The organism is Elioraea sp., from assembly GCF_051860475.1.
In the GTDB taxonomy this organism is placed as follows: Bacteria; Pseudomonadota; Alphaproteobacteria; order Acetobacterales; family Acetobacteraceae; genus Elioraea.
In genome coordinates, this window is the sequence record NZ_JBHYDW010000002.1 from 36,085 (window position 1) to 59,818 (window position 23,734).

Below are 23,734 nucleotides of genomic sequence, written 5' to 3' on the forward strand. Positions count from 1 at the left end.
ATGTGAACCAGTACGTTTTGGGGGGCTTTTTGTATCGGGTCTATGCCCAGGCGGATGCCCAGTATCGCTCTGACCCCCAGGCGATTGACCAGTTGTATGTGCGCTCGGGGCGCAGCCTCGGCAGGTTCGCCTCGATCGCCGCGCGGTGCCGCTCATAGCGCGGCGGCAGCATCAGCCGCGACCCCAGCGCCTCGACAGGCTCGTCGATCGCGAAGCCCGGATCGTCGGTCGCGATCTCGAACAGCACCCCGCCCGGCTCGCGGAAATAGGTCGAGCGGAAGTAGTTCCGGTCCTGCTGCGGGGTGACGCGGATGCCGTGCGGCGTCAGCACCGCCGTCGCCGCCGCCTGCGTGGCATCGTCGGCGGCGCGGAACGCCACGTGGTGGACCACGCCGGCACCCATCGAGCCCGACCAGAACCCCCTGGTCGCGCGCAGATCGACGATCCGCCCCAGCCCCTCGCCCGGATGGACGAAGCGCTGCCGTGTTCCCTCGATCGGGCCGGGCTCGTAGCCGAGCACCTCGGTCAGCACCCGCGCCGTCCCGGCGGGGTCCTCCACCCAGAGCGTGATACCGCGGAAGCCGCGGATCGCGTGCTCGGCCGGGACGCCCTCCGCCGCCCAGCCGGGCAGACCGGCGGCCGCCTCGTCCTCGACCAGTTCCAGCATCAGACCGTCATGGTCCTTGAACGAGATCAGCCGCTCGCCGAACCGTTCCGACGGCCCCTCGACCGCGAGGCTGAGGCCCGCGAGCCGCTCCTGCCAGAAGCCGAGCGCGCCGGACGGGATCGCGAAGGCGATCTCCTCCGCCTGGCCGGTGCCGTGCCGCCCGGCCCGCGCCCCGACATAGGGGAAGAAGGTCAGGATCGTGCCCGGCGAGCCGGTCTCGTCGCCGTAATAGAGATGATGCACGCCCGGATCGTCGAAGTTGACGGTCTGCTTGATCATCCGCAATCCGAGCGCGCCCTCGTAGAAGGCGAGGTTGCGGTCCGGCGCGCTGGCGATCGCGGTAATGTGGTGGATGCGTCCGATGGGGGTCATGTCAGCCTCCGTCGCGGGGATTGGCCCGCTGTTGCCGTCCAATGTCGGCGCGCTCGATGGAATGGTCAAAGAGCCGGCGACGATCCCGTCCATCGGCGCCGACGATCCAAGAGGGCAGGGTGATTGCGGGATCGCACCGAGCGCACCTCGCGCGTGCGGTACTGGCGGGAAGGACACGGCCTGGTGTAACCTCCGCGCAATACTAAGACGGGGACAGCATTCTTGGAGTGGCGCGTTGGCCCACGGCGGTCTTGGAGACGGAGCCACCGTACCGCCGCCCGACACCGGAACGGGTGAGGGCGAGCGGCGCATGCGCGGCCGCCACCTCGGCGGCGGCTGGCGCGTGATCGACGGCTGCCGCCTGGTCGCGGGCGGGACGCCGTTCGAGATCGTGCTCGCCCATCGCGAGCTCGGCCTCGCCCTGATGGAACTTGAGCCGCGCTGGACCCCGGGGGCCGAACAGCTGTTGCAGCAGCGACTTGCGGCGGCAGGGTTTGCCAGGCGCTTCCCGGGCCACATCCCCATCATCCACCGCCGGCTGCGGCGCGAGGACCTGCCCGAGCTGCCGATCGTGCTGACCGAAGCATTCAGCTGGCAGGACCCGCTGACGGTCGCTGCCGATTCGGATTGGATCGAGGGGCTTCGGGAGGCGTTGGGCGGGGACGATCTGGAGGCACCAACGCGTGCGCCCGGCCCCGCGGTAGCGGCCGTGGGCTCGCCATCCGGCGAGCCGGACGGGGCCACACCACGGGGCGGCCCCGTGGTGGAACCCGCTGCCGTGCCGGTTGCCCCTGCGGCACCACTCGCCGCGCTCGCGGCCGTGTTGGCGAAGCCGGATGTGACCCCGGCGCCGGCGAACGCGCCATCCGGGCCTGCCGCCGTGTCCCGGTCAGGTACTTCGCGCGGGCGACGGATCGGGATGGCGGTCGGCGGTGCCGCGATCGCCGCGGGAGTCGCGCTGGTGGTCGTGCTGGGCCAGCCGCGTACGCCCGAAAGCTCCGCCCCTGCTGCCGAGCCGCCGCGCGTCCAGCTTGCCGCGACCGCTGGACCGGCCGCTCCGGCGCTGGCGCAGTCGGCCGGCGCGGCGCCGGCGCCCGCCCCGGGCGAGAGCCGGGCGGAGCCCGCGCCTCGCGCTTCGGGGCAGGCCCGGGCGCCCGGCCGTCGTCCCGGTCTCGTCGACTGCGCCGGCGCCGGTGGCCGACCGCGCGGAGGTTGCGGCTCTGGCGGACCCTGCGGCCGAGGCGCCGCCGGAGCCGGTCGCGCCGTTTGCGGAGCCTGAGGCGCCGCGGTTGGAGCTGGCCGAGCAGGTGCTGGCGGCGCAGTTGTCGCCGGAGCCGGTCGCGCCGTTTGCGGAGCCTGAGGCGCCGCGGCTGGAGCTGGCCGAGCAGGTGCTGGCGGCGCAGTTGCCGCCGGAGCCGATTGCGCCGTTTGCGGAGCCCGAGGCGCCAAGGCTCGAGGCGGCTGAGCGCGCGCTCGCGGCCGCTGTCACCCCGCCGACCCCAACGCCCGTAGTCCCGCCCGTTGCGGTGCCGGCACCCGCGCCACCAGCGTCGGCACCGCAGGCGCCTGCAGCCGTCTCACCCCCCCTGCCGGCCGCGACAATCGAGTTGCTGCTGCGCCGCGGCGAGGACTTGATGCGGATCGGTGACGTCTCAGCCGCACGGCGGTTCTTCGAGCGCGCGGCGAATGGCGGCAGCGGCCTTGCCGCCCTTCATGCCGGGGGCACCTACGATCCGCGCGTGCTGCACGCCCTCGGCGCGCGCGGCATCCCGCCTGACCGTGCCGCCGCGCTCGCCTGGTATCGCCGCGCCGGCGCCATGGGCGTGGCGGAAGCCCAAGCCCGAATCGCAGCCCTGGAGGCCTCGCCGTGACCGAAACGTCCCGAACCCTGCCGCGCCGGACGCTGCTGGCATCCACCCTCGCAACGATCGCCGCCGCACCGGCCGTCGCCCAGACCAGCTGGGTGGAGCGCCTGAGCGGCCTCACCGCGCAGGCCAATCAGGGTACGGTCGGGATCATGGCCGGCGGGGTGGACGGAACCTACATCCGGATCGCCGCCGATCTGATGAATGTGCTGGACGAGGGCGACCGGATGCGCGTGGTCGCGATGCTCGGTCGCGGCTCGATCCAGAACATGCGTGACATCGTGCTGCTGCGCGGGATCGACATCGGCATCGTGCAGTCCGACGTGCTGGCCTTCGCGCGCCGCGAGCAGCTGCTGCCCGGGATCGATCGGCTGGTGCAGTACATCACCAAGCTCTACGACGAGGAGATTCACCTGCTCGCGCGGACGGACGTCGCGTCGGTGCGGGAGCTCGCCGGCACGACCGTCAATGTCGACGTGCGCGGCAGCGGCACGGCGATGACGTCGTCGCTGGTGATGGAAGCACTCGGCGTGCCGGTGCAGCTCGCGCATGACCCGCAGGACCTCGCGTTGACCAAGCTGCGCAACGGCGAGATCGGCGCGATGGTCTATGTGGCCGGCAAGCCTGCGCGGCTGTTCAGCGGCATCGCGCCCGGCAGCGGGCTCCGCTTCGTGCCGATCCCTGCCACGCCCGCGCTGCTCGAGACCTACCTGCCGTCCTCGCTGGTGTCGGCCGACTACCCGAACCTGATCCCTGCGGGCGGCGAGGTTGAGACGATCGCGGTCGGCGCGGTGATGGCGGTCTATGCGTGGCAGCCAGGGACGGAACGCTACCGGAAGGTCTCGCGCTTCGTACACGCCTTCACCCGGCGCTTCGACGAGTTCCTGCGCCCGCCGCGCCATCCGAAGTGGCGCGAGGTGAACCTCGCCGCGCAGGTGCCGGGCTGGACGCGGTTCGATCCGGGCCCGCCGCCGTCCTGACGCGTCATTCGCGCCGGCCGCGCAGCCAGAGCAGGCCGACCACCGCGACGATCACGAGCCCGGCCAGCGCGAGCGCCGAGACAGCGAACCCGGCGCCGAACCGCTCGGCCAGCGCGCCGGACAGCATCATGCCGATCGGCCCGGTGCCGATCGCCATGGTCACCAGCCCCAGCATGCGCGACCGCGCCTCGGTCGGCACTGCCGTCAGCACGAGCGTGGTCTGGAAGGTTCCGAACGCGGCGATGCCGATCCCGCCCACGACCAGCAGCAGGATCGCAAGCGCAAGCAGTGGCATCGCCGGCATCGCTGCGAGCGCCGCGAGGAAGCCGAGCGAGCCGCACAGGAAGGCGCGCGCCCCGTCCACGCGGTCGCCGAAGCGGGCGAGCATCAGCCCGCCGATCAGGGCGCCGGCCGGCTCGGCGGCGGCGAGGATACCGACCTCGAGCGGCGAGGCGTCGAACAGCGCCCGCCCGATCGGCGCGATCAGCGCGAGATACGAGAACGCGAGCATGTTCATCGACACGGTGATGCCAAGCACGCCGAGCACGGCCGGATGTGCGAGCGCGAGCGCGATCCCCTCGGCCAGGCCCCGCGTCACCGTGCCCAGGCGGAACGGCTGGACGGTCTGCCTCACGCCGACGCGCGCTGCCAGCACGATCGCAACCAGCGCGCCGCAGGCCGAGACCGCGAAGGCGCCGGCGAGCCCGAGCGTCTGGTAGGCGAGGCCGCCGAACACGGGACCCAGCATGCGCGTGGTCGCGTTGGTCATCGCGTCGAGCGCGATCGCGCGCGGCATCGCCGCCACGCCGGCGGACTCGGCGAGCATGCGCCGCCGCGTCGAGAGCTCGGTGGACCACAGCAGGCCCGAGACGAAGCTGCCGATGCCGATATGCCACGGATTGAGCACGCCAGCGCGGGCCAGCAGCGCCATCGCCACCGCATTGGCCAGGGTAGCGAGCAGCCCGAGTTGGAGCAGCCGGCGCCGGTCCACCGCCTCGGCGATCGCGCCAGCGATGGGTCCGAGCAGCAGCAGCGGCAGCGAGCGCGACGCCGCCATCAGCGCGACGATGCCGGCGGAGCCGGTGAGGTCGAGCACGTAGAGTCCGCTCGCCAGCAGTTCGAGCCAGCGCATGACGTTGGCGATCGCGCCGAGCAGCCAGAGACGGCGGTAGTCGGGCAGGCGCAGAAGCCCGATCACGCCGTCGGCGCGTTTCCCCCCGGAGGTCATTGACGTCAGTGTGCGCGGGCGCGGGCGATCCGGCCAGGGAGGCCGGCGCGCGGTCAGGGCGGGGCGGCTATGCGGCTTGGCGCGGCTCTGGCAGCGTGTGCGGCCGGCCGAGCCACGCATCGGCCGCGCGCAACGCGCGCTCGCAATAGGCGCGCTTGCGCTCGCGCCCCTTCGGCGCCTCGGCGAGCGGCGGAAACAGGCCGAAATTGATGTTCATGGGCTGGAACGTCTCGGCCTCCGCCCCGCCGGTGATGTGGGCGAGCAGCGCGCCGAGCGCAGTCTCCGGCGGCGGCGCTGAGAGAGCCTCGCCGCGCGCCTCCGCGGCGGCGAAGCGGCCGGCGAGCAGGCCGATCGCCGCAGACTCCACGTAGCCTTCGACGCCGGTGATCTGTCCGGCGAAGCGCACATGCGGCGCGGCCTTCAGCCGCAGCAGCGGATCGAGCAGACGCGGCGAATTCAGGAACGTATTGCGGTGCAGTCCGCCGAGCCGTGCGAACTCGGCGCGCTCCAGGCCCGGAATGGTGCGGAACACCCGCGCCTGCTCGGCGTGTTTCAGCTTGGTCTGGAACCCGACCATGTTCCAGAGCGTGCCCAGCGCATTGTCCTGGCGCAGTTGCACCACCGCCCAGGGACGCCGTCCGGTGCGCGGGTCGCGCAGGCCGACCGGCTTCATCGGCCCCCAGCGCAGCGTGTTGGGCCCGCGCTCCGCCATCACCTCGATCGGCAGGCAGCCGTCGAAATAGGGCGTGGATGTCTCCCACACGTGGAACGCGGTCTTCTCCGACGCGAGCAGCGCGGTGATGAACGCCTCGTACTGCGTGCGGTCGAGCGGGCAGTTGATGTAGTCCGCCCCACCTCCTTTGTCGTAGCGCGACTGCATCCACGCGACCGACATGTCGATGCTCTCGCGATGCACGATCGGCGCGATCGCGTCGAAGAAGGCGAGCGCGTCCTCGCCGGTCGCGCGCCGGGTGGCCTCGGCGAGCCCGGGCGCGGTGAGCGGGCCGGTGGCGACGATCACGCTGCCCCAGTCGGCGGGCGGCAAGCCAGGCACCTCCTCGCGCACCACGGTGACGAGCGGGTGCACCGCCAGCATGCGCGTCACCTCGGCCGAGAAGCCGTCGCGATCGACCGCGAGCGCGCCTCCGGCCGGCAGGCGATGGGCGTCGCCCGCGCGCAGGATCAGCGAGCCCGCACGGCGCATCTCCTCGTGCAGGAGGCCAACCGCGTTGAACAGCGGATCGTCGGCGCGGAACGAGTTGGAGCAGACGAGCTCCGCGAAGCCGTCCGTGTGGTGCGCCTCGGTCATGCGCACGGGCCGCATCTCGTGCATCACCACGGGCACGCCCGTGGAGGCGATCTGCCAGGCGGCCTCGCTGCCCGCGAGGCCGGCGCCGACGACATGGACGGGGGTGCTCATGCGGGGGAGATAGACCTCGCGGGACCTCGGTTCAACGCGGCTGGACGGCCGCCCCGCGCGGTGTGAGTCTGGTCCCATGCCCGACACCGCCGCCGGCATCACGCCTTTGTCCTTGCCGCCGAGCATCCTGGCGACCGCCGCCCCGGCGATCCCGACCGCGCGCGGCTGGGCTGCCGTCTATCGCGGCGAGGCCGGCCCGGCGATCGACCTCACTCAGGCCGTGCCCGGATATCCGCCGCATCCCAACCTTCTGGCGCGGCTCGGCGAGGAGGCTGCGCGGACCGCGAATGCCGGCTACGGCCCGATCGAGGGGGAGGAACCCCTGCGCGCCGCCCTCGCCGCAGATCTGTCGCGTCGCTACCGCGACCCGCTCGATGCCGCCGATGTCGTGATCACCGCCGGCTGCAACCTCGCCTTCGTGATGACCATGATGGCGATCGCCGGACCGGGCTCGGCCGTGCTGCTGCCGGCGCCGTGGTACTTCAACCACCACATGGCGCTGACCATGCTGGGGATCACGACGATCCCGCTGCCCTGCCGGCCCGAGGACGGGTTCGTCCCCGATCCCGAGCGCGCCGCCGCGCTGATGGACGGCCGGGTTCGCGCGCTGGTGCTGGTGACGCCGAACAACCCGACCGGCGCGGTCTATCCGGCCGAGACGATCGCCGCCTTCGCCGCGCTCGGCCGAAGGCGTGGGATCGTGCTCGTGCTCGACGAGACCTATCGCGACTTCCTGCCGGGCAACGATCCGCCACACGCGCTGTTCGGCGACCCGGCCTGGCGCGATGGGCTGGTGCATCTCTACTCGTTCTCCAAGAGCTACTGCGTGCCGGGCCATCGTGTCGGCGCGGTCGTCGCCGGGCCTGCCATCCGCACGCAGCTGCTGAAGGTGCTCGACACGCTGCAGATCTGCGCGCCGCGCGCGTCGCAGGCGGCCCTCGCCTGGGCGGTGCCTGCGCTGATCGCTTGGCGCGAGGGCAACCGCGACGTCATGGCCGCGCGCGCGGCCGCGTTCCAGCGCGCTCTCGCGGCGGTTCCGGGCTGGCGCATCGATGCGCTCGGGGGCTACTTCGCCTATCTCCGCCTGCCCGAGGGCGCGCCGGACGCGTTGACGATGGCGGAACGGCTGGGCGCCGAGCATGGGCTCATGACGCTGCCGGGCCCGTTCTTCGGCCCTGGCCAGGAGCGGCACCTGCGCGTCGCCTTCGCGAACGCCGACGAGGCGACGATCGCGCAGGTGCCCGCGCGGCTCGGCTGATGGTGCGCGCATGGTCCCGCCGCGCCGTCCTGCTCTGCTGCGGCGCGGGGCTGGCTGCGTGCGAGCCGCGTGTCGCGCTTGACCGGGCCGGAGCGGCTCGGCTCGGCACGATTGGCGTCGTCACGCCCGCTGTCGCCGCGACGCCCGCCGCGCCGACCAATCTTCCCCTCATCGTGCCGTTCGGCTCGATCGGGCGGTTCGTCGACGCTGCGCTGGAGCGCGAGCGTGACCGGCGGCTCACGGAGGCGCTGCGCGCTTGGGGCTACCGCGCCGCGGAGCGGTGGACACTGCATCTGACACTGGCGCTCATGGAAGCGGGATACCGGCCCGTGGAGGTGCCGTCCGCGCGGTTCGATCTCGCCTTCCTTGCGCGCTACCCGCCCGTGGCAGTCGACGCCGTTCTCGACACGGTGGTGAGCGAGTATGGGTTCGTCGCCAACTTGCCGGAAGGTCCGTTCGTGCCCTTCGCGGCGGTGTCGGTGCGGCTCGCGGACCCGCGCGGCCGCGTGCTGTTCCAGGACCGGTTCGTGATGAACGCGCTGCGCCCCTTCGACGCGATCCCGGTCGCGGGCCCGTCGGAGCCTCGATTGGCGGGCGAGGGGCAGTTCGCGGCCGACGTCGATGGCGCCGTCGAGGGGGTCGACGCGGCGCTGTCCATGATGGCCGCGCAGGTGGCGGCGCGGCTGCGCTGAGGCGCGAGGGCGCGGCGTTCAGTACGCCGCGCCCCGGGTGCGATCGGCAAGGCTATTCGGCGGCGATCGCGTGAGGCGAGCGGTCCGCCCGCGTGCCGTGCGCGTCGAAGAACTGCTCGTCCTCGGTCGAGCCCGCGAGCGCGGTGGTGCTTGACCGCCCCGCGGTGATCGCCATCGAGACCGCGTCGAAATACCCGGTGCCGACCTCGCGCTGGTGCCGCGTGGCGGTGTAGCCCTCGGCCTCGGCGGCGAACTCCGCCTGCTGGAGCTCGCTGTAGGCTGCCATGCCGCGCTCGCGGTAGCCGCGCGCGAGGCGGAACATCGAGTAGTTCAGGCTGTGGAACCCGGCGAGGGTGACGAACTGGAACCTGTAGCCCATCGCGCCCAGCTCGCGCTGGAAGCGCTCGATCTGCCCGGGCGGCAGTTTCTTGGCCCAGTTGAAGCTCGGCGAGCAGTTGTACGCGAGCAGCTTGCCCGGGAACGCGCGGTGGATCGCGTCCGCGAATGCACGTGCCTCCTCCAGGTTCGGCTCGGAGGTCTCCCACCAGAGCAGGTCGGCATAGGGCGCGTAGGCGAGGCTGCGCGCGATCGCGTACTCGTTGCCGACACCGGGCTTGATGCGGAAGAACCCCTCGGCGGTGCGCTCGCCGGACAGGAACGGCCGGTCGCGCTCATCGATGTCGGAGGTGATGAGCTGCGCCGATTGCGCATCGGTGCGGCAGAGCAGCACGGTCGGCACCCCCTCCACGTCGGCGGCAAGCCGCGCGGCGGTGAGCGTGCGGATGTGGGTCTCGATCGGCACCAGCACCTTGCCGCCCATGTGACCGCACTTCTTCTCGGAGGCGAGCTGGTCCTCGAAATGCACGCCGGCCGCACCCGCCTCGATCATCGCCTTCATCAGCTCGAAGGCGTTGAGCGGGCCGCCGAACCCGGCCTCGGCATCGGCGACGATGGGCGCGAACCAGTGGGTGTCGTTCCGCCCCTCCATGCGCGCGATCTGATCCGCCCGGCGCAGCGCGCCGTTGATCCGCTTGACCACTGCCGGGACGGAGTTCACCGGATAGAGGCTCTGATCCGGATACATCTCGCCGGCGAGGTTCGCGTCCGCTGCGACCTGCCAGCCGGAGAGGTAGATCGCCTTCAGCCCCGCCTTCACCTGCTGCATCGCCTGGTTACCGGTGAGCGCTCCGAGCGTGTTCAGGTAGGGCTCGGCGTGCAGCAGGTGCCAGAGCCGGCGCGCCCCCATCTCGGCGAGCGTGTGGCGGATCCGCACCGAGCCGGCGAGCCGTTCAACCTCGCCCGGCGTGTAGTCGCGGCGTAGGCCGGCGAACCGCTCGGCCATCCACTCGGTGGTGCCGGGCGCGCCCTGGGGGGCGTAGCAGCAGGGGTAGTTCATCGTCGTCATGGGCGTTGAGCTCCTTGGCAGGCCTTCCGGGCCGAGTGGCCTTGAGTGAATGCTTGACACTGCACCTGCGAAAGCCAAGCGCATTCGCGCAATAAAATGAGTGAAGGCGTGTTCATATTTGCGGAAAGTGGCGCAAAGTCGTAAAGTTAGTAAATCCGAGCGCTCGAACGTGTCCGGACGAGGAGGCTCAAGATCGCCAGGAAACCACTGATCGGCCGCACCGTGCGGCGGCTGCGCACCGAACGGGGCCTGACCCAGCAGGCGCTCGCGGCCAGCCTCGGCATCTCGGCGAGCTACCTGAACCTGATCGAGCACGATCAGCGGGGCGTGACGGCCACACTCCTGTTGAAGCTCGCCCAGCTTTTCGCGGTCGACCTCGCCGCGCTGGGCGGGGCGGAGGAGCGCCAGACCGAGGCGCATCTGCGAGAGGCCTTCGCCGATCCGCTGCTCGGCGCCGACGCAGTGCCCGAGAGCGAGATCGCCGCCCTGGTGCATGCGGCTCCGGCGGCCGCGCGCGCCACCCTTGCGCTCTACCGCGCCTGGCGCGCCGCGCGCGAGGACGCCTCGGGGCTGAACCTGCCCTCGGGGCGGCGCATCCTGCTGCCGACCGAGGAGGCGCGCGACCACTTCGCCTCGCGCCAGAACCACTTCTCCGCCATCGAGGCTGCGGCCGCGGCGATCCACGCACAGCTCGGCGCTGCGCCGCCGGCCGAGATGAACCACGCGATCGCAGAGCGCCTGCGTCGGACGCACCGGATGCGCATCGCGGTCGGCGACCTCGCCGGCGCGCTCCGGCGCTACGACGCGGAGGCGCGCACGCTCCACCTTTCCGATCTGCTGCCGCGCGAGAGCCGCGGGTTCCAGATGGCGTTCCAGCTCATGCTGGTCGAGGCGCAGGACGCGGTCGAGCAGGAGGTGGCCGAGGCGCACCCGTCCTCGCCGGAGGCTGAGGCGCTGCTGCGTGTGGGCCTGCTCAACTACGCGGCCGGTGCGCTGCTGATGCCCTACGAGTCCTATCTGGCGGATTCGCGCACCCTGCGCCACGACGTCGATTCGCTGGCGGCACGCTTCGGCGTCTCGTTCGAGCAGGCCGCGCACCGGCTCTCGACGCTGAACCGCGAGGGCGCGCGAGGCATCGCCTTCCTGTTCCTGCGCGCCGATGCCGCTGGCAACGTCACCAAGCGCTACGCCGCCGCCGGGTTTCCGTTCGCGCGCTTCGGCGGCTCCTGCCCACGCTGGGTGCCGCACCTCGCCTTCGCCTCGCCCGGGCGCGTGCAAGTGCAGGTCGCGCGGTTGCCTGACGGCGCGACCTTCCTCTGCTTCGCCAAGGCGCTGGCCCGGCCGGCCGGGCCATGGCCTGAGCCGCCCGAGGTGCACGTGATCGCGCTCGGCTGCGACGTCGCACACGCCGGCAGGATCGCCTATGCCGACGGGCTCGATCTGGAACGCGCGGTCACAGAGATCGGCCTCTCCTGCCCGCTCTGCGACCGGCCGAACTGCCGCAGCCGTGCGTTTCCCGCGGTCGCGCATCGCCTGACGCTCGATCCGGCGGTGAAGGGCGAGGGCAAGTTCGGCTTCGCCCCGGTGCGGGCATGATCGGCGAGCGGGTTGCCTTCGAGGGCGGGGCGCCGGTGCTGACGGCGACGCAGATGGCCGCCGCCTTGGGGATCACCGAGGAGGAGCTCCGTGTGGAGCTGCGTGCGGGGCGCGTCCTGAGCGTGGTGGAGCGCGGCGAGAGCGAGGATGCGGGGCGGCTCCGCGCGCGGCTGCGCTGGCGCTCGCTTGAGGTCGTGTTCGTGGTCGGCGCCGACGGCACAGTGATCGCGATGACGCGCTCCGGCGCCTGGCGCCAGGCCCCGGAGCACGACACCCCCTGAAGCGCCGTCCTCAGCAGCGACCGGTTCGGGTCCCTCCCGCCGTCGGCTCAGCCTTTGAGGCGCTATGCCAATCCCTGACGCATTGACGAACCGGCTCGCGACATGGTCGCCTACATCCAGCGATCCAGGTCGTTGAGGGTCCTGCCGGGGCTTTCGATCGGAACGTCCATGACGCGATGCGCCAACCTCTCCCAGCGAAACCCGCGCGGTCCGTCGCGGCGCGTGGTCCTGGTGGGCGGCGGGCTCCTCGTTGCAGCCTGCGTCCCGGCGACGTTCCGATCCAAAATCGAACGCCTCACGCCCGGCGCGACGATCGTGCTGATGCCGCTCGATGTCGAGCTTTACGAGCTCTCGGCCGGAGGCATGCTCGAGCCCAAAGCAGACTGGACGGAAGCGGCGCGGCGGAACCTCGACGCGGCACTCGAGGCCGAGAAGAGGCAGCGCGGCCTGCGCTTTGATCGGTTCGACGATTCCCGCCTTTCAGTGTCGACGCGCGCCGAACTCGATCAGATCCAGCGCCTCCATGGCGCCGTCGGCCACGCGGTGATGCGCCATTCCTATCTGCCGAATGACCGCCTGCCGGCCAAGGGGGATCGGTTTGACTGGAGCCTCGGCCCCGGCGTCGCCACCCTCCGCGCCGCGACGGGGGCCGATCACGCCCTGTTCGTCAGAATCCGCGACAGCTACACGAGCGCCGGCCGTGCCGCGGTGCAGATGCTGACGTTTGTGCTGTTTCGTGTCGGCGTCAGTGGCGGTGTGCAGGCGGGATTTGCATCGGTCGTCGATCTGAGGAATGGCGATATCGTCTGGTTCAACCGTCTCGAGCGGCAGGAGGGCGATCTCCGGACTGCCCAAGCCGCTGCGGAGACGGCCAGGACCCTCCTCGCCGGCTTTCCCTCATGACCCGGCGGCGGCACGTGCTGGCAGGCTGCCTCTGCTGTGTCTCCGCACCGCTTCTGGCTGCCTGCGTGACGACAGCGGGACCGGGCGACGAGCGGCCTTCACCCGGCACCCGCCCGGACGCCGCGACCGACGAGGGCGGGCTCTGGGCGGTGATGGACCGCCAGGAGGAGAGGCTCCGCCGCTCGCGTGCCCTGATCACCGAGCCGGAGGTGAACGCGCTGGCCAGCGGGCTCTGCAAGCGCCTTGCCCCGGCGTATGCCGGCGACATTCGGGTTTATGTCGTCCGTAGCCCGCTGTTCAACGCCAGCATGGCACCGAACGGCATGCTGCAGGTCTGGTCCGGGCTGCTGCTCAGGGTGCACAACGAGGCGCAGCTGGCGGCCGTGATCGGGCACGAACTCGCGCATTACCGCCAGCGTCACTCCCTCAACCGCTTCCGCAACGTCCGCGACACGTCGGACGTCATGGCGTTCCTCAGCATCGGCCTCGGCATGGTCGGGCTTGGAGCCGTGGGCAGCCTCGCGCAGATCGTCGCCATCGCCTCCCTGTTCGCCTATACGCGCGAGCAGGAGCGCGACGCCGATGCACTGGGGCTCGACGCCATGGTCGACGCCGGCTTCGCGCCGCTTGAGGCGTCGACTGTGTGGGCAAATATCGTCGCCGAACGGGAGGCCGGAGGGGTGCAGTACCGCGACCCGCTCACCGCGACGCACCCCACCTCCGAGGAGCGGCAGCAGGCGCTGCGCGAACGCGCCGAGGCGGTGGGTGGTGACAAGGGCGAGCGCGGGGCGGAGCGGTTCAGCCGCGCGATCGCACCATTGCGCCGGACACTGCTCGATGACGAAGTCAGGATGCGCCAGCCCGCGCGCTCACTCGTGGTCTTCGCCCGGGCCGAGGCAGCAGGTCTCGCGGACGGGCTGCTCTACACGGCGTGGGGCGAGGTGCTGCGGATCAGGAACGAGCGGGGCGACCGGGACACTGCGCTCGCCCTGTACAGCCGCGCGCTCGCACGTCCCGACGCCCCGCCGGAGGCCTGGCGCGGGCTCGGCCTGCTGCACCGGCGGGACGGTGATGCCGACGCTGCCGGCATCGCATTGCGCCGATACCTCGATCTTGTCCCGAATGCACCGGACGCCCCGCTGGTGCGCAGCTATCTGGGAGCCTGAGTGGTGCCGCGCCTCGTCATCCTTGCCCTCGCGCTGCTGGTCACGGCCTGCGCCGCGTACTCGCTGGCTCCTGCCGGCGCGCCGCAGACGGTCCAAGGGATCGTTGTCGTGCCTGGGCAGAGCTTCAACCGCTCGACCGCGTTCAACCGCGCGCTCACCCTGCCGGACCGCGTCGAGATCTGGACAACGGACGGCGAGGAGCTCGACCGGCTCACCTTCTTCGGCGGAATCGCCGACGGCGCGCCGCTCGGCAAGCTGCCGCCGGACCGCAGCGATCGCGAGCAGCCGCTGCCGGTGTTCCGCGCGGGCATGGCGGAAGGCGACATTGCCGATCTCTTCGTCGCGAACATCGTCCGGCTCGGCCGCGCGCCGGCGGTCGTCATCGACGCGATCCGGCCAGCGACGTTTCTGGGCTTGCCCGGATTCCGGTTCGACTTCAGCTATTCGGGCGGCGACGAGATCGACCGCCGGGGCAGCGCGCTCGCGACGGTGCGGGACGGGCGGCTCTGGATGATCGTGTTCGAGGGTACGCGACTGTTGCATCACGACCGGCTGATGCCCGAGGTCGAGCGCATCTTCGCGACGGCTCGGCTGCGCGACGCCTAGGCGCTATCCGGCGCTGATCGACTCGGCGCGCCGCGCTAGGCTCGCGCCATGTTGCACGCCGACCTGCATGTGCACTCGAAGCACTCCCGAGCGACCAGTCGGGACCTCGACCTTGAGCACCTTGCCTGGTGGGCCTGCCGCAAGGGCATCGCGGTGGTGGGCACGGGCGACTGCGTCCATCCCGGCTGGCTCGCCGAGCTCAAACAGAAGCTCGTGCCCGACGGCAGTGGCCTGTTCCGGCTTCGCCCCGACATCATGGCGCACGCTCACCGCACCCTGCCGGCGTCGTGCCGGCGCGAGGTGCGCTTCATGCTCTCGACCGAGATCTCGACCATCTACAAGAAGGGGGCGAAGACGCGGAAGGTGCATCACCTGATCTACCTGCCCGAGTTCGAGGCTGCGGATCGGCTTGCCGCCCGGCTCGCGGCGATCGGCAACATCGCCTCCGACGGGCGGCCGATTCTCGGCCTCGACTCCCGCGACCTGCTCGAGATCACGCTCTCGGTCCATCCGGACGCCTATCTGGTGCCGGCGCATGTCTGGACGCCGTGGTTCGCTGCCCTCGGCTCGCAGTCCGGCTTCGACTCGATCGAGGACTGTTACGGCGATCTCGCGCCGCACATCTTCGCCGTCGAGACCGGGCTCTCCTCCGATCCCGCGATGAACTGGCGCGTCTCCTTGCTGGACCGGTTCCGCCTCACCTCCAACTCGGATGCGCACTCGCCGGGCAAGCTCGGCCGCGAGGCGACCCGCTTCTCGTGCGAGCCAGGTTTCCTCGCGATCCGGCGTGCGCTTGAGACCGGCGAGGGCTACGCGGGCACGGTCGAGTTCTTCCCCGAGGAGGGCAAGTACCACATGGATGGGCACCGTGCCTGCGGCGTGCGGCTTGACCCGGCCGAAACGATCGCACGCGGCGGGCTCTGCCCGGTCTGCGGCGGGCGCGTCACCGTCGGTGTCGCGCATCGCGTCGCGATGCTGGCCGATCGCGCGGAGGCTGCGCCGCCGCCGACCGCCGGGGAGGTCGCAAGCCTCGTGCCGCTGCCGGAGATGCTTGCGGAGATCACCGCGACCGGCGTGGCGGCGCATGCGGTGACGCGCGCCTATGACCGCGCGACCGCCGCGCTCGGCCCCGAGCTCACCCTGTTGCAGGAGGTGCCGGTCGAGGACATCGCGCGCGCCGATCCGCTGCTCGGCGAGGCCGTGGCGCGGCTGCGGCGCGGCGATGTGATCCGCGAGGCGGGATATGACGGCGCATACGGGGTGATCCGGCTGTTCGCGGAGGGGGAGCTCGACCGCGCGGTGAAGGGCGCGCTGCTGTTCGACGCGCCGCGGCGGGCGCGGGCGCGGCCGGAACGGCGGACGGCACCGGTCGCGCCGGAGTTGGAGCCCTGGGCGGAGATCGCCGCGTCGGCGCCGTCGGGACGCAGCGGCGTGCTCGCCGGGCTCGATCCTGATCAGGCGCGCGCGGCGGCAACGATCGACGGACCCCTGCTCGTGCTCGCGGGGCCGGGCTCGGGCAAGACGCGGATGCTGACGCATCGCCTCGCGCATCTGGGGCGCGAGCGTGGCGTGCCGGCGGCATCCTGCCTCGCCGTCACCTTCACCCGCCGCGCGACCGAGGAACTCGCGGCCCGGCTCGCCACCCTCGGCGCGGGCGACTGCGCGGTGCACAGCTTCCACACGCTCGGGCTCGCGATCCTGCGCCGCGATGGCGCGGCGGTCGGGCTGGGGCAGGCGTTCCGCATCGCCGATGAGGCGGAACGCGCGAGCGTGCTCGCAGGCGCGCTCGGCGTCACTTCGACGCGCGCACACAGACTGCTGCACGACGTCTCGGTGCTGAAGCGCACCGGCGTGCTCGGTGCGGGCGAGGCGGGCGGGGCGCTTGGCGTGCTCGACCGTCTTGGCCGCGCGCAGGGCTGGGTCGACTTCGACGACCTGATCGGTCGCGCGGTGCAGGTTTTGGAGACGGATGCTGCTGCCGCCGCGTTCTGGCGCGATCGTTTCCGCCACATCGTCGCCGACGAGTTCCAGGATCTCGACGAGATGCAGTACCGGCTGCTGTGCCTGCTCGCGGATGACGGCGAGGGACTCTGCGTGATTGGCGATCCTAACCAGGCGATCTACGGCTTCCGCGGCGCGGATGCGGGCTGCTTCGAGCGGTTCCTGCGCGACTTCCCGGCCGCGCGCACGGTGCGCCTGACCCGCAACTACCGTTCGAGCGACACGATCGTCAGCGCGAGCGCGCAGGTGATCGGCATAACGTCGGATGCCCCGCACGGCGGCGCGCCGATCGTGCTGCATTCGGCCGAGGACGAACGCGCGGAGGCCCTGTTCGTCGCGGCCACCATCGAGGAGCTGCTCGGCGGGCACGACATGCTGGCGGCGCGCAGCGCGACGGGCAGCGCGGGCAGGCTCGGCTTCGCCGATTTCGCGGTCCTGTATCGCACCGACGCGCAGTCCGCCGCGCTGCGCGAGGCGTTCGACCGTGCGGGCATCCCGTACAAGAAGAGCACGCCCGCGCCGATCGCTGGCGTGCCCGCAGTGCGCGCGCTGCTCGCGCGGCTCGGCGCCGAGAGTGGGTCCATGCCGCTCTCGGAACGCATTGCTCGCGCAGCGAGCCAGGTGCGTGCATCCGACGAGGAGATCCATCCCGCAGAGCTGTCCGAAGCGACACGCTGGCTGACCGCGCTCGCCGAGCGTGCGGAGGATGCGGCGCGGCTCGGCGAGCTCGTCGCCCTCTCCACCGAGGCGGACTTCTTCGACAAGCGCGCCGAGCGCGTCTCGCTGCTGACCATGCACGCGGCGAAAGGTCTGGAGTTCCCTGTCGTGTTCGTGGTCGGCCTTGAGGATGGGATCGTCCCGCTGTCCTGGGGCGACGCGCCGGAGCGCATGGACGAGGAGCGGCGGCTGCTCTATGTCGCGATGACGCGCGCGAAGGAGCGTCTGGTGCTGACGCGCGCGGCCGCGCGGCTCTGGAGAGGAGCACCACGATCCTTGCCGCCCTCGCCGTTCCTGCGCGCGATCGGGAGTGACCTTGTCAAGCAATCGACGCCCGGGCCGCGGAAGCGACGCGCCTTCCAGCCGAGCCTGTTCTGATAGACCTCGACTCCCTGGAAGACTGCCTGATGGGACGCGGGTTGTGTTGATTCGCTCGGGTCATGACCAAACGCTTGTACCTCAACCGTCGCAGATCGATGCGGCGCGGGCCAGGCCATCAGTAGAACACCGAAGGGAACCAGCTTCCGGCGGGATCCTGGTAGTCGCCGATCGCCATCAGCGTCATCGGCATCACCACGCGCATCCCCGCATCGAGGCACCAGCGGAACAGGCTCGCCTGGCGGATCGGCAGCAGCAGCGAGAGCGTCCTGCCCGCGGTCGCCGCACCGGCGAGCAGCGCCGTCATGTCGGCTTCGGTCTCGGCGACGCCATGGTTGACCAGCCACAGCCCGGGCTCGGTCAGGTAGCCGGTGATCCGGCCGTCGCGCTCGACCGCCTGCGGTGCGAACCGGCGCAGCGCATCGCGGAGCTCGCCGGCGCGCGCGATGCCGTGCACGGCGGTGCAGAGCGCCGTTGCGGCCGGCACGTCTGCGCCGGTCATCGGACGGACGTGGAGGCCGGCCGGCACGGCCGCCTCCGGGCGCCCTTCGACCAGCATCAACGGCTCCTTCGCCCTAAAGCCGAGCGTGGCGTAGAGCGCGAGCGAGCGGGTGTTGAACGCGGCCTGCACCAGGCGGACGCGCGCGCCCGGTCCTGCGCGGTCGAGCACGGCCTGCATCAGCCGCCGGCCGATGCCTGCCCCCTGGGCGGCCGGATCGACCGTGATCGGGCCGACGCCGCGCACGGGATCGCGTTCGAGCAGGAAGTTCGAGCCGACGACGCGTCCGCCCGCTTCCGCCACCACGCCGAACACCGAAGGATCGTCGATCAGCGCGGCGAGCAGGCCGATCGCGGTCTCCGGATCGGGGAAGTCGGGGCGGAAGCCGTGCGCCGTGTTGATGCGGCGGAACGCCTCGTAGGCGATCCGGCCGGAGGCATCGGCGTCAGTGCGACGCGGTTCGCGCAGGCTGACGGCTGGTGCGGCGAGGGTGGGCGTAAGGAGCGTCATGGGCGTCGTCCTGGTCGTGGATCGCCGCATGGATGCGCCACGACGCGTCCGCCCGCCATCGCCGGGACTTTCCGGATGTTGCCGCGCCTTTCCGGCGGCGCGGCCGGCGCGCTCAGTTCCGCCCTTCGAAGAAGCTCGCGACCTTGGCAAAGAAGCCCTCGCTCTCGGGGCTCGACTTCGCCTCGCCCTTGGCCGCTTCGTCCTCGAACTGGCGCAGCAGCTCCTGCTGGCGCTTCGACAGGTTCACCGGCGTCTCGACCACCACCTGGATGAACATGTCGCCGCGCGCGGCCGAGCGGAGCTGGCTCATCCCCTTGCCGCGCAGGCGGAACTGATCGCCGGTCTGCGTGCCGGACGGGATCGAGACCTTGGCCCGTCCGCCATCGATCGTCGGCACCTCGATCTGTCCGCCGAGCGCGGCCGCGGTCATGCGCAGCGGCACGCGGCAGTAGATGGACGAGCCCTCGCGCTGGAAGATCTCGTGCGGGCGCACCGCGACGTCGACGAACAGATCGCCCGCCGGGCCGCCGCGCAACCCGGCTTCGCCGGCGCCGGCGATCCTGAGCCGCATCCCGTCCTCGACGCCGGCGGGGATGTCGATGTTCAGCGTGCGATCACGCTGCACACGGCCCGCGCCGCGGCAGACCTTGCAGGGATCCTTCACCGCCTTGCCGGTGCCGCCGCAGGTCGGGCAGGTCCGCTCGATCAGGAAGAAGCCCTGCTGGGCGCGGATCTTGCCGTGCCCGCCGCAGGACGGGCAGGTGGTCGGCGCCGCGCTGCCTTCCGAGCCGGTGCCGTTGCACGCCTCGCAGGCGACCGAGCTCGGCACGCGCAGGGACGCCTTCTTGCCCGCGAAGGCCTCCTCAAGCGTGACCTCGATCGCGGCGCGCAGATCGGCGCCGCGTCCTGTGGCCGCGCCGCCGCGCCGACCGCCGCCCATGAACTCGCTGAACATCTCGTCGAAGATGTCCGCGAACGACCCGCTTGCCTGGAACCCGCCGAACCCGCCGGGCCCCGCGCCCGCGCCCTGCTCGAAGGCGGCATGGCCGAACCGGTCATAGGCCGCGCGCTTCTCGGCGTCGCGCAGCACGTCGTAGGCCTCGTTGACCTCCTTGAACTTCGCCTCGGCCGACTTGTCGCCCGGATTGCGGTCCGGGTGGTACTGCATCGCGAGCTTGCGATAGGCCTTCTTGAGCTCCTCGGGCGAGGCGTCGCGCGCCACGCCGAGCGAAGCGTAGTAGTCGGGTTTGGCCATGGGTCAGCCCATCAAGCGCCAAGGCGGCCGGCCGGCCGCACCGTCTCCGCGCGCACGAGCGACGGAGAAAGTGCAGCCTTGCCTCACGCTCAGGCCGACTTCTTCTTGTCGTCCACGTCCTCGAAATCGGCGTCGACGACCTTCTCGTCCTTCGGCTCCTCTGCACCTGGGCCGCCGGTGTCGCCACCCGGACCGGCGCCGGTGTCGCCGCCCGGCGTCGACTGCGACTGGCGATAGAGCAACTCGCCGAGCTTCATCGCCGCCTGGCTCAGCGCATCGGTCTTGGCCTTGATGGCGTCGACCTCCTCGCCGTCCTTGACCGCACGGAGATCGGCGATCGCGCTCTCCACCGCCGCCTTCTCGGGTGCGGCGCCGAGCTTCTCGGCGTTCTCCTTCAGCGTCTTCTCGGTCTGATGGATCAGCGCCTCGGCGTGGTTGCGCGCCTCGACCGCCTCGCGGCGCTTCTTGTCGGCCGCGGCGTTCGCCTCAGCCTCCTTCACCATGCGCTGGATCTCCTGTTCGGAGAGCCCGCCCGAGGCCTGGATGCGGATCTGCTGCTCCTTGTTGGTCGCCTTGTCCTTGGCCGAGACCGAGACGATGCCGTTGGCGTCGATATCGAAGGTGACCTCGATCTGTGGCACGCCGCGCGGCGCGGGCGGGATGCCGACCAGGTCGAACTGGCCGAGCGCCTTGTTGTCGGCCGCCATCTCGCGCTCGCCCTGATAGACCTTGATGGTCACGGCTGTCTGGTTGTCGTCCGCGGTCGAGAAGATCTGGCTCTTGCGCGTCGGGATCGTGGTGTTGCGGTCGATCAGCCGGGTGAACACGCCGCCCAGCGTCTCGATGCCGAGCGAGAGCGGGGTGACGTCCAGCAGCAGGACGTCCTTCACCTCGCCCTTCAGCACGGCACCCTGGATCGCGGCACCCACCGCGACCACCTCGTCCGGGTTGACGTTGCGCGCGGGCTCACGGCCGAAGAACGACTTCACCGTCTCGATGATCTTCGGCATCCGCGTCATGCCGCCGACCAGGATCACCTCGTCGATCTCGCCCGCCGTCACGCCGGCGTCCTTCAGGGCGGCGCGGCAGGGCTCGAGCGTCTTGCTGATCAGGTCGTCGACCAGCGACTCGAGCTTGGCGCGGCTGAGCTTCATCACCAGGTGCTTGGGCCCCGAGGCGTCGGCGGTGATGAAGGGCAGGTTGACCTCGGTCTCCTTGGACGAGGAGAGCTCGATCTTCGCCTTCTCGGCGGCCTCCTTCAGCCGCTGCAGCGCAAGCTTGTCGTTGCGCAGGTCGATGCCCTGGTCGCGCCGGAACTCGTCTGCGAGCCAGTCGATCACCCGCTTGTCGAAGTCCTCGCCGCCCAAGAACGTGTCGCCATTGGTGGCCTTCACCTCGAACACGCCGTCGCCGATCTCGAGCACCGAGATGTCGAAGGTCCCGCCGCCGAGGTCGTAGACCGCGATCGTGCCGGACTTCTTCTTGTCCATGCCGTAGGCGAGCGCCGCCGCGGTGGGCTCGTTGATGATGCGCAGCACTTCGAGCCCGGCGATCCGGCCGGCGTCCTTGGTCGCCTGGCGCTGGCTGTCGTTGAAGTAGGCCGGCACGGTGATGACCGCCTGGGTCACCTTCTCGCCGAGATAGGCCTCGGCGGTCTCCTTCATCTTGCCGAGGATGAAGGCCGAGATCTGGCTCGGCGAGTAGCGCTCGCCGCGCACCTCAGTCCAGGCATCACCGTTGTCGGCACGGATGATCTTGTACGGGACGAGGCCCACGTCCTTCGCCACCACCGGGTCGTCGAAGCGCCGGCCGATAAGGCGCTTGATCGCGTAGAGCGTGTTGGTGGGGTTGGTCACCGCCTGGCGCTTGGCCGACTGGCCGACCAGCCGTTCGCCGCTGTCGGCGAAGGCCACCATCGAGGGCGTGGTGCGGGCACCTTCCGCGTTCTCGATCACGCGGACGTCCTTGCCCTCCATCACCGCCACGCAGGAGTTGGTGGTGCCGAGGTCGATACCGATCACTTTGCTCATGGGGTCTTCCTTTGCTGGCGGGACACTTGGGCCCGAGCCGGCGCCCGTCGCGTCCCCCGATGGATCACGGGTTCTGCACATCATCCAGTTCGCCCGCGCCTGCGGGCCCGGGCGACCGGATCATCTCGCCTCGTGCATGTATTGAGCGGGTCCGGGCGAGACAAGGCCCGCAGCGAACGGAGCAGGGGCCCTCAGGCCGTGGTATCGACGGTTCCGCCTGATGGCGGCTCCTCGGCCGCCGACTGGGCGCCTCCTGTCGAGACCACCACCATCGCAGGCTTGAGCAGGCGCCCGTTCAGCGTCCAGCCGGGGGTCCAGGCCTGGGCGACGTGGCCGGCGGGCACGGTGGGCGACGGCGCCTCCGCCATCGCCTGATGCAGCTCGGGATCGAACTTCGCACCCTGCGCCTCGACCCGTGACACGCCGTTGCGTTCAACGGTGGCGAGGAACATCCGTTGGGTCGCCTCGATCCCCTCGCGGATCTTGGCCAGCACAGCCGGCTCGTCCTCGGCCTGGGCCGGCAGGCTGGCGATCGCGCGCTCCAGCGTCTCGATCACCTCGACCACGTCGCGCGCGAAGCGCTGGACGGCGAAGTTGCGCGCGTCCTCGACGTCTCGACGCGCGCGCGCACGCGCGTTCTGGGTCTCGGCCTCGGCGCGCAGCCACTTGTCCTTGTACTCGGCGGCCTCGGCCTCGAGCGCACGGATTCGGCTCGCGGCCTCTTCCATCAGCGACTCGGGAGAGCCGACGGGCTCGTCGGCGCCGGGCATCTCGCCCGGCCGGGTGGTGTCGTCAGGGTTCTGCATGCTGCGGCAGACTTAGGTCCCGCACGCCGCGAAGGGAAGCCCCGCGCGGCACTGCCATGCGCGCGCCCGCCCCGGTCAACGGGCCGGCGGGACGAAGGTGATGCCGTAGCGCGGCGCGATGCCGACGAGCCGGGTCAGCAGGTCGGGCGATGCCGGGGCAGGTGGGCGGTCCGGCGCCGAGGGTGTGCCGCACTCGGCGAAGTACTCCTCGAACCCGCCGGGCGTCAGGGCCACCAGGATCCGGGCGGTCTCGGCTCCCTCGTTGTGGAACTCGTGCGGGATGCCGCGCGGGCCGAACGCGGTCTCGCCGGCGCGCACGACATGACGCTCGCCGTCGACCGTGAACACCAGCTCACCCGAGAGCACGTGGTAGGTTTCATCCTCACGCCCATGCACATGCGGCAGGGGGCCGCTGCCGGGCGGTACGGCGATCTCGACAAGGCCGAGCGCGCCGCCCGTGGCGGCGGCATCGAGCAGGATCGTGACCCTGTGCGAGCCGATGTCGTAGACGCGAGGACTCCCCATCAGGCAGCAACCATCAGGACGTGTCGGGTCGCCGAGGCCATCGTTTCGTCCGCGGCGCCGAGACCCGCGCGGGCGGCGCGGAACGCCCTCTGCATCGCCGGGGTCAGCGCCTCGACCAGCAGCCGCTCCTCGACCCAGACCTCGATCACTCCCCACGCGCGACCCTCGGCGCGCCGGACCGCCGGGCGGCTCTGCCAGCCGCGCATCCCGGCCGCGAGGTGGACCTCCGATTCATCGAGCGCGGTGCCGATCACCAGCCGGGTCGCGGTCGCGGCGCCGGCCGGCACGGGACCGGTAGCGGTGCCGTTCCAGTTCCGCACCTGGCCTAGGCCGATCGGGTGGATCTCGATCCCCGCACCGGTGCCGTCGCCGGCAAGGGCGACGAACCGTCCGGGCACGGGCGGCAAGGGCACCGCCTGGGTGCCCCAGAGCTCGGCGATGAACCCGGCGACCGCGGCCGGGTGGCGGGCGGGGATCGACGCATCAAGCAGCATGGCGGCGGGTCTCTCCTCCTTCGCGGAGGGCCGGCGGGAGCGGCCTCCGGGTCGCGGATTGTCGCGACCGGCTGGAACGG

Annotated in this window: 21 protein-coding genes; 11 read left to right on the forward strand and 10 right to left on the reverse strand. The window is 71.4% G+C overall.

Going from position 1 to position 23,734, the window contains the following annotated elements; translation table 11 throughout:
* Positions 1-40: 40 nt before the first annotated feature.
* Positions 41-1,039: a ring-cleaving dioxygenase gene (locus tag ACTIFU_RS00705; RefSeq protein WP_439576352.1), complete on the reverse strand. Its 999-nt coding sequence runs from the start codon at positions 1,037-1,039 to the stop codon at positions 41-43.
* Positions 1,040-1,349: 310 nt separating this feature from the next.
* On the opposite strand from ACTIFU_RS00705, the gene ACTIFU_RS00710 reads away from it, so the two are divergent.
* The 3 genes from ACTIFU_RS00710 to ACTIFU_RS00720 are packed head-to-tail and all read left to right on the forward strand — an operon-like array spanning position 1,350 to position 3,884.
* On the forward strand, positions 1,350-2,318 hold the full coding sequence (locus ACTIFU_RS00710) for a hypothetical protein (RefSeq protein WP_439576353.1): 969 nt from the start codon (positions 1,350-1,352) through the stop codon (positions 2,316-2,318).
* Positions 2,319-2,328: 10 nt separating this feature from the next.
* Positions 2,329-2,910 carry a hypothetical protein gene (locus tag ACTIFU_RS00715; RefSeq protein ID WP_439576354.1) on the forward strand — a complete coding sequence of 194 codons (582 nt, stop codon included), beginning with the start codon at positions 2,329-2,331 and terminating at the stop codon, positions 2,908-2,910.
* Positions 2,907-3,884: a TAXI family TRAP transporter solute-binding subunit gene (locus tag ACTIFU_RS00720; protein WP_439576355.1), complete on the forward strand. Its 978-nt coding sequence runs from the start codon at positions 2,907-2,909 to the stop codon at positions 3,882-3,884. The genes ACTIFU_RS00715 and ACTIFU_RS00720 overlap by 4 nt, the downstream gene beginning before the upstream one ends.
* 4 nt (positions 3,885-3,888) lie before the next feature.
* On the opposite strand, the gene ACTIFU_RS00725 is transcribed toward ACTIFU_RS00720, so the two are convergent.
* Positions 3,889-5,082, reverse strand: a complete 1,194-nt coding sequence (locus ACTIFU_RS00725; protein ID WP_439576356.1) for an MFS transporter — start codon at positions 5,080-5,082, stop codon at positions 3,889-3,891.
* Positions 5,083-5,179: 97 nt separating this feature from the next.
* A complete protein-coding gene (gene trmFO, locus ACTIFU_RS00730; RefSeq protein WP_439576357.1) occupies positions 5,180-6,532 on the reverse strand; it encodes a methylenetetrahydrofolate--tRNA-(uracil(54)-C(5))-methyltransferase (FADH(2)-oxidizing) TrmFO in 1,353 nt (450 codons plus the stop codon).
* A 76-nt stretch (positions 6,533-6,608) separates the two neighbouring features.
* Here trmFO and ACTIFU_RS00735 point away from each other — a divergent pair, with 76 nt between their 5' ends.
* Together ACTIFU_RS00735 and ACTIFU_RS00740 are read left to right on the forward strand one after the other, a co-directional pair.
* The gene (locus ACTIFU_RS00735) at positions 6,609-7,790 is read left to right on the forward strand and encodes an aminotransferase (protein ID WP_439576358.1); all 1,182 of its coding nucleotides are present in this window, start codon (positions 6,609-6,611) and stop codon (positions 7,788-7,790) included.
* The gene (locus ACTIFU_RS00740) at positions 7,790-8,482 is read left to right on the forward strand and encodes a hypothetical protein (RefSeq protein ID WP_439576359.1); all 693 of its coding nucleotides are present in this window, start codon (positions 7,790-7,792) and stop codon (positions 8,480-8,482) included. The genes ACTIFU_RS00735 and ACTIFU_RS00740 overlap by 1 nt, the downstream gene beginning before the upstream one ends.
* A 52-nt stretch (positions 8,483-8,534) precedes the next feature.
* Here ACTIFU_RS00740 and aceA read toward each other — a convergent pair whose 3' ends face one another.
* Complete coding sequence (gene aceA / locus ACTIFU_RS00745) at positions 8,535-9,878, reverse strand: isocitrate lyase (RefSeq protein WP_439576399.1); 1,344 nt, start codon at positions 9,876-9,878, stop codon at positions 8,535-8,537.
* 231 nt (positions 9,879-10,109) lie between these two features.
* On the opposite strand from aceA, the gene ACTIFU_RS00750 reads away from it, so the two are divergent.
* From ACTIFU_RS00750 to ACTIFU_RS00775, 6 genes are all read left to right on the forward strand, one after another.
* Entirely contained in the window at positions 10,110-11,483 is a 1,374-nt protein-coding gene (locus ACTIFU_RS00750) for a helix-turn-helix domain-containing protein (protein ID WP_439576360.1), read from the forward strand.
* On the forward strand, positions 11,480-11,764 hold the full coding sequence (locus ACTIFU_RS00755; RefSeq protein ID WP_439576361.1) for a DUF6522 family protein: 285 nt from the start codon (positions 11,480-11,482) through the stop codon (positions 11,762-11,764). Before ACTIFU_RS00750 ends, ACTIFU_RS00755 begins: the two co-directional genes overlap by 4 nt.
* Before the next feature lie 102 nt (positions 11,765-11,866).
* A complete protein-coding gene (locus tag ACTIFU_RS00760; RefSeq protein ID WP_439576362.1) occupies positions 11,867-12,667 on the forward strand; it encodes a hypothetical protein in 801 nt (266 codons plus the stop codon).
* Between the two features lie 65 nt (positions 12,668-12,732).
* Complete coding sequence (locus ACTIFU_RS00765; RefSeq protein ID WP_439576363.1) at positions 12,733-13,833, forward strand: M48 family metalloprotease; 1,101 nt, start codon at positions 12,733-12,735, stop codon at positions 13,831-13,833.
* Positions 13,834-13,836: 3 nt separating this feature from the next.
* Complete coding sequence (locus tag ACTIFU_RS00770) at positions 13,837-14,439, forward strand: hypothetical protein (RefSeq protein ID WP_439576364.1); 603 nt, start codon at positions 13,837-13,839, stop codon at positions 14,437-14,439.
* Positions 14,440-14,487: 48 nt separating this feature from the next.
* Complete coding sequence (locus tag ACTIFU_RS00775; RefSeq protein WP_439576365.1) at positions 14,488-17,535, forward strand: UvrD-helicase domain-containing protein; 3,048 nt, start codon at positions 14,488-14,490, stop codon at positions 17,533-17,535.
* 118 nt (positions 17,536-17,653) lie between these two features.
* Here ACTIFU_RS00775 and ACTIFU_RS00780 read toward each other — a convergent pair whose 3' ends face one another.
* The 6 genes from ACTIFU_RS00780 to ACTIFU_RS00805 form a co-directional block, all read right to left on the reverse strand.
* Entirely contained in the window at positions 17,654-18,544 is an 891-nt protein-coding gene (locus tag ACTIFU_RS00780) for a GNAT family N-acetyltransferase (RefSeq protein WP_439576366.1), read from the reverse strand.
* A gap of 112 nt (positions 18,545-18,656) precedes the next feature.
* Positions 18,657-19,799: a molecular chaperone DnaJ gene (dnaJ, locus tag ACTIFU_RS00785; RefSeq protein ID WP_439576367.1), complete on the reverse strand. Its 1,143-nt coding sequence runs from the start codon at positions 19,797-19,799 to the stop codon at positions 18,657-18,659.
* 89 nt (positions 19,800-19,888) lie between these two features.
* Complete coding sequence (gene dnaK, locus ACTIFU_RS00790) at positions 19,889-21,829, reverse strand: molecular chaperone DnaK (protein ID WP_439576368.1); 1,941 nt, start codon at positions 21,827-21,829, stop codon at positions 19,889-19,891.
* A gap of 191 nt (positions 21,830-22,020) precedes the next feature.
* Positions 22,021-22,635 carry a nucleotide exchange factor GrpE gene (locus ACTIFU_RS00795; protein ID WP_439576369.1) on the reverse strand — a complete coding sequence of 205 codons (615 nt, stop codon included), beginning with the start codon at positions 22,633-22,635 and terminating at the stop codon, positions 22,021-22,023.
* Between the two features lie 75 nt (positions 22,636-22,710).
* Positions 22,711-23,160: a cupin domain-containing protein gene (locus ACTIFU_RS00800; RefSeq protein ID WP_439576370.1), complete on the reverse strand. Its 450-nt coding sequence runs from the start codon at positions 23,158-23,160 to the stop codon at positions 22,711-22,713.
* Positions 23,160-23,654 (reverse strand): hypothetical protein, encoded by a 495-nt coding sequence (locus tag ACTIFU_RS00805; protein ID WP_439576371.1) that lies wholly within the window; start codon positions 23,652-23,654, stop codon positions 23,160-23,162. Before ACTIFU_RS00805 ends, ACTIFU_RS00800 begins: the two co-directional genes overlap by 1 nt.
* Between the last annotated feature and the right edge of the window lie 80 nt (positions 23,655-23,734).

Excerpts from the sequence above, each read along its gene's own strand:
- dnaJ (WP_439576367.1), bottom strand. The coding sequence starts at position 19,799 with ATGGCCAAACCCGACTACTACGCTTCGCTCGGCGTGGCGCGCGACGCC.
- ACTIFU_RS00710 (WP_439576353.1), top strand. The coding sequence starts at position 1,350 with ATGCGCGGCCGCCACCTCGGCGGCGGCTGGCGCGTGATCGACGGCTGC.
- ACTIFU_RS00795 (WP_439576369.1), bottom strand. The coding sequence starts at position 22,635 with ATGCAGAACCCTGACGACACCACCCGGCCGGGCGAGATGCCCGGCGCC.
- aceA (WP_439576399.1), bottom strand. The coding sequence starts at position 9,878 with ATGAACTACCCCTGCTGCTACGCCCCCCAGGGCGCGCCCGGCACCACC.
- ACTIFU_RS00735 (WP_439576358.1), top strand. The coding sequence starts at position 6,609 with ATGCCCGACACCGCCGCCGGCATCACGCCTTTGTCCTTGCCGCCGAGC.
- ACTIFU_RS00800 (WP_439576370.1), bottom strand. The coding sequence starts at position 23,160 with ATGGGGAGTCCTCGCGTCTACGACATCGGCTCGCACAGGGTCACGATC.
- ACTIFU_RS00805 (WP_439576371.1), bottom strand. The coding sequence starts at position 23,654 with ATGCTGCTTGATGCGTCGATCCCCGCCCGCCACCCGGCCGCGGTCGCC.
- dnaK (WP_439576368.1), bottom strand. The coding sequence starts at position 21,829 with ATGAGCAAAGTGATCGGTATCGACCTCGGCACCACCAACTCCTGCGTG.
- trmFO (WP_439576357.1), bottom strand. The coding sequence starts at position 6,532 with ATGAGCACCCCCGTCCATGTCGTCGGCGCCGGCCTCGCGGGCAGCGAG.
- ACTIFU_RS00755 (WP_439576361.1), top strand. The coding sequence starts at position 11,480 with ATGATCGGCGAGCGGGTTGCCTTCGAGGGCGGGGCGCCGGTGCTGACG.
- ACTIFU_RS00705 (WP_439576352.1), bottom strand. The coding sequence starts at position 1,039 with ATGACCCCCATCGGACGCATCCACCACATTACCGCGATCGCCAGCGCG.
- ACTIFU_RS00780 (WP_439576366.1), bottom strand. The coding sequence starts at position 18,544 with ATGACGCTCCTTACGCCCACCCTCGCCGCACCAGCCGTCAGCCTGCGC.
- ACTIFU_RS00760 (WP_439576362.1), top strand. The coding sequence starts at position 11,867 with ATGGTCGCCTACATCCAGCGATCCAGGTCGTTGAGGGTCCTGCCGGGG.
- ACTIFU_RS00775 (WP_439576365.1), top strand. The coding sequence starts at position 14,488 with ATGTTGCACGCCGACCTGCATGTGCACTCGAAGCACTCCCGAGCGACC.
- ACTIFU_RS00740 (WP_439576359.1), top strand. The coding sequence starts at position 7,790 with ATGGTGCGCGCATGGTCCCGCCGCGCCGTCCTGCTCTGCTGCGGCGCG.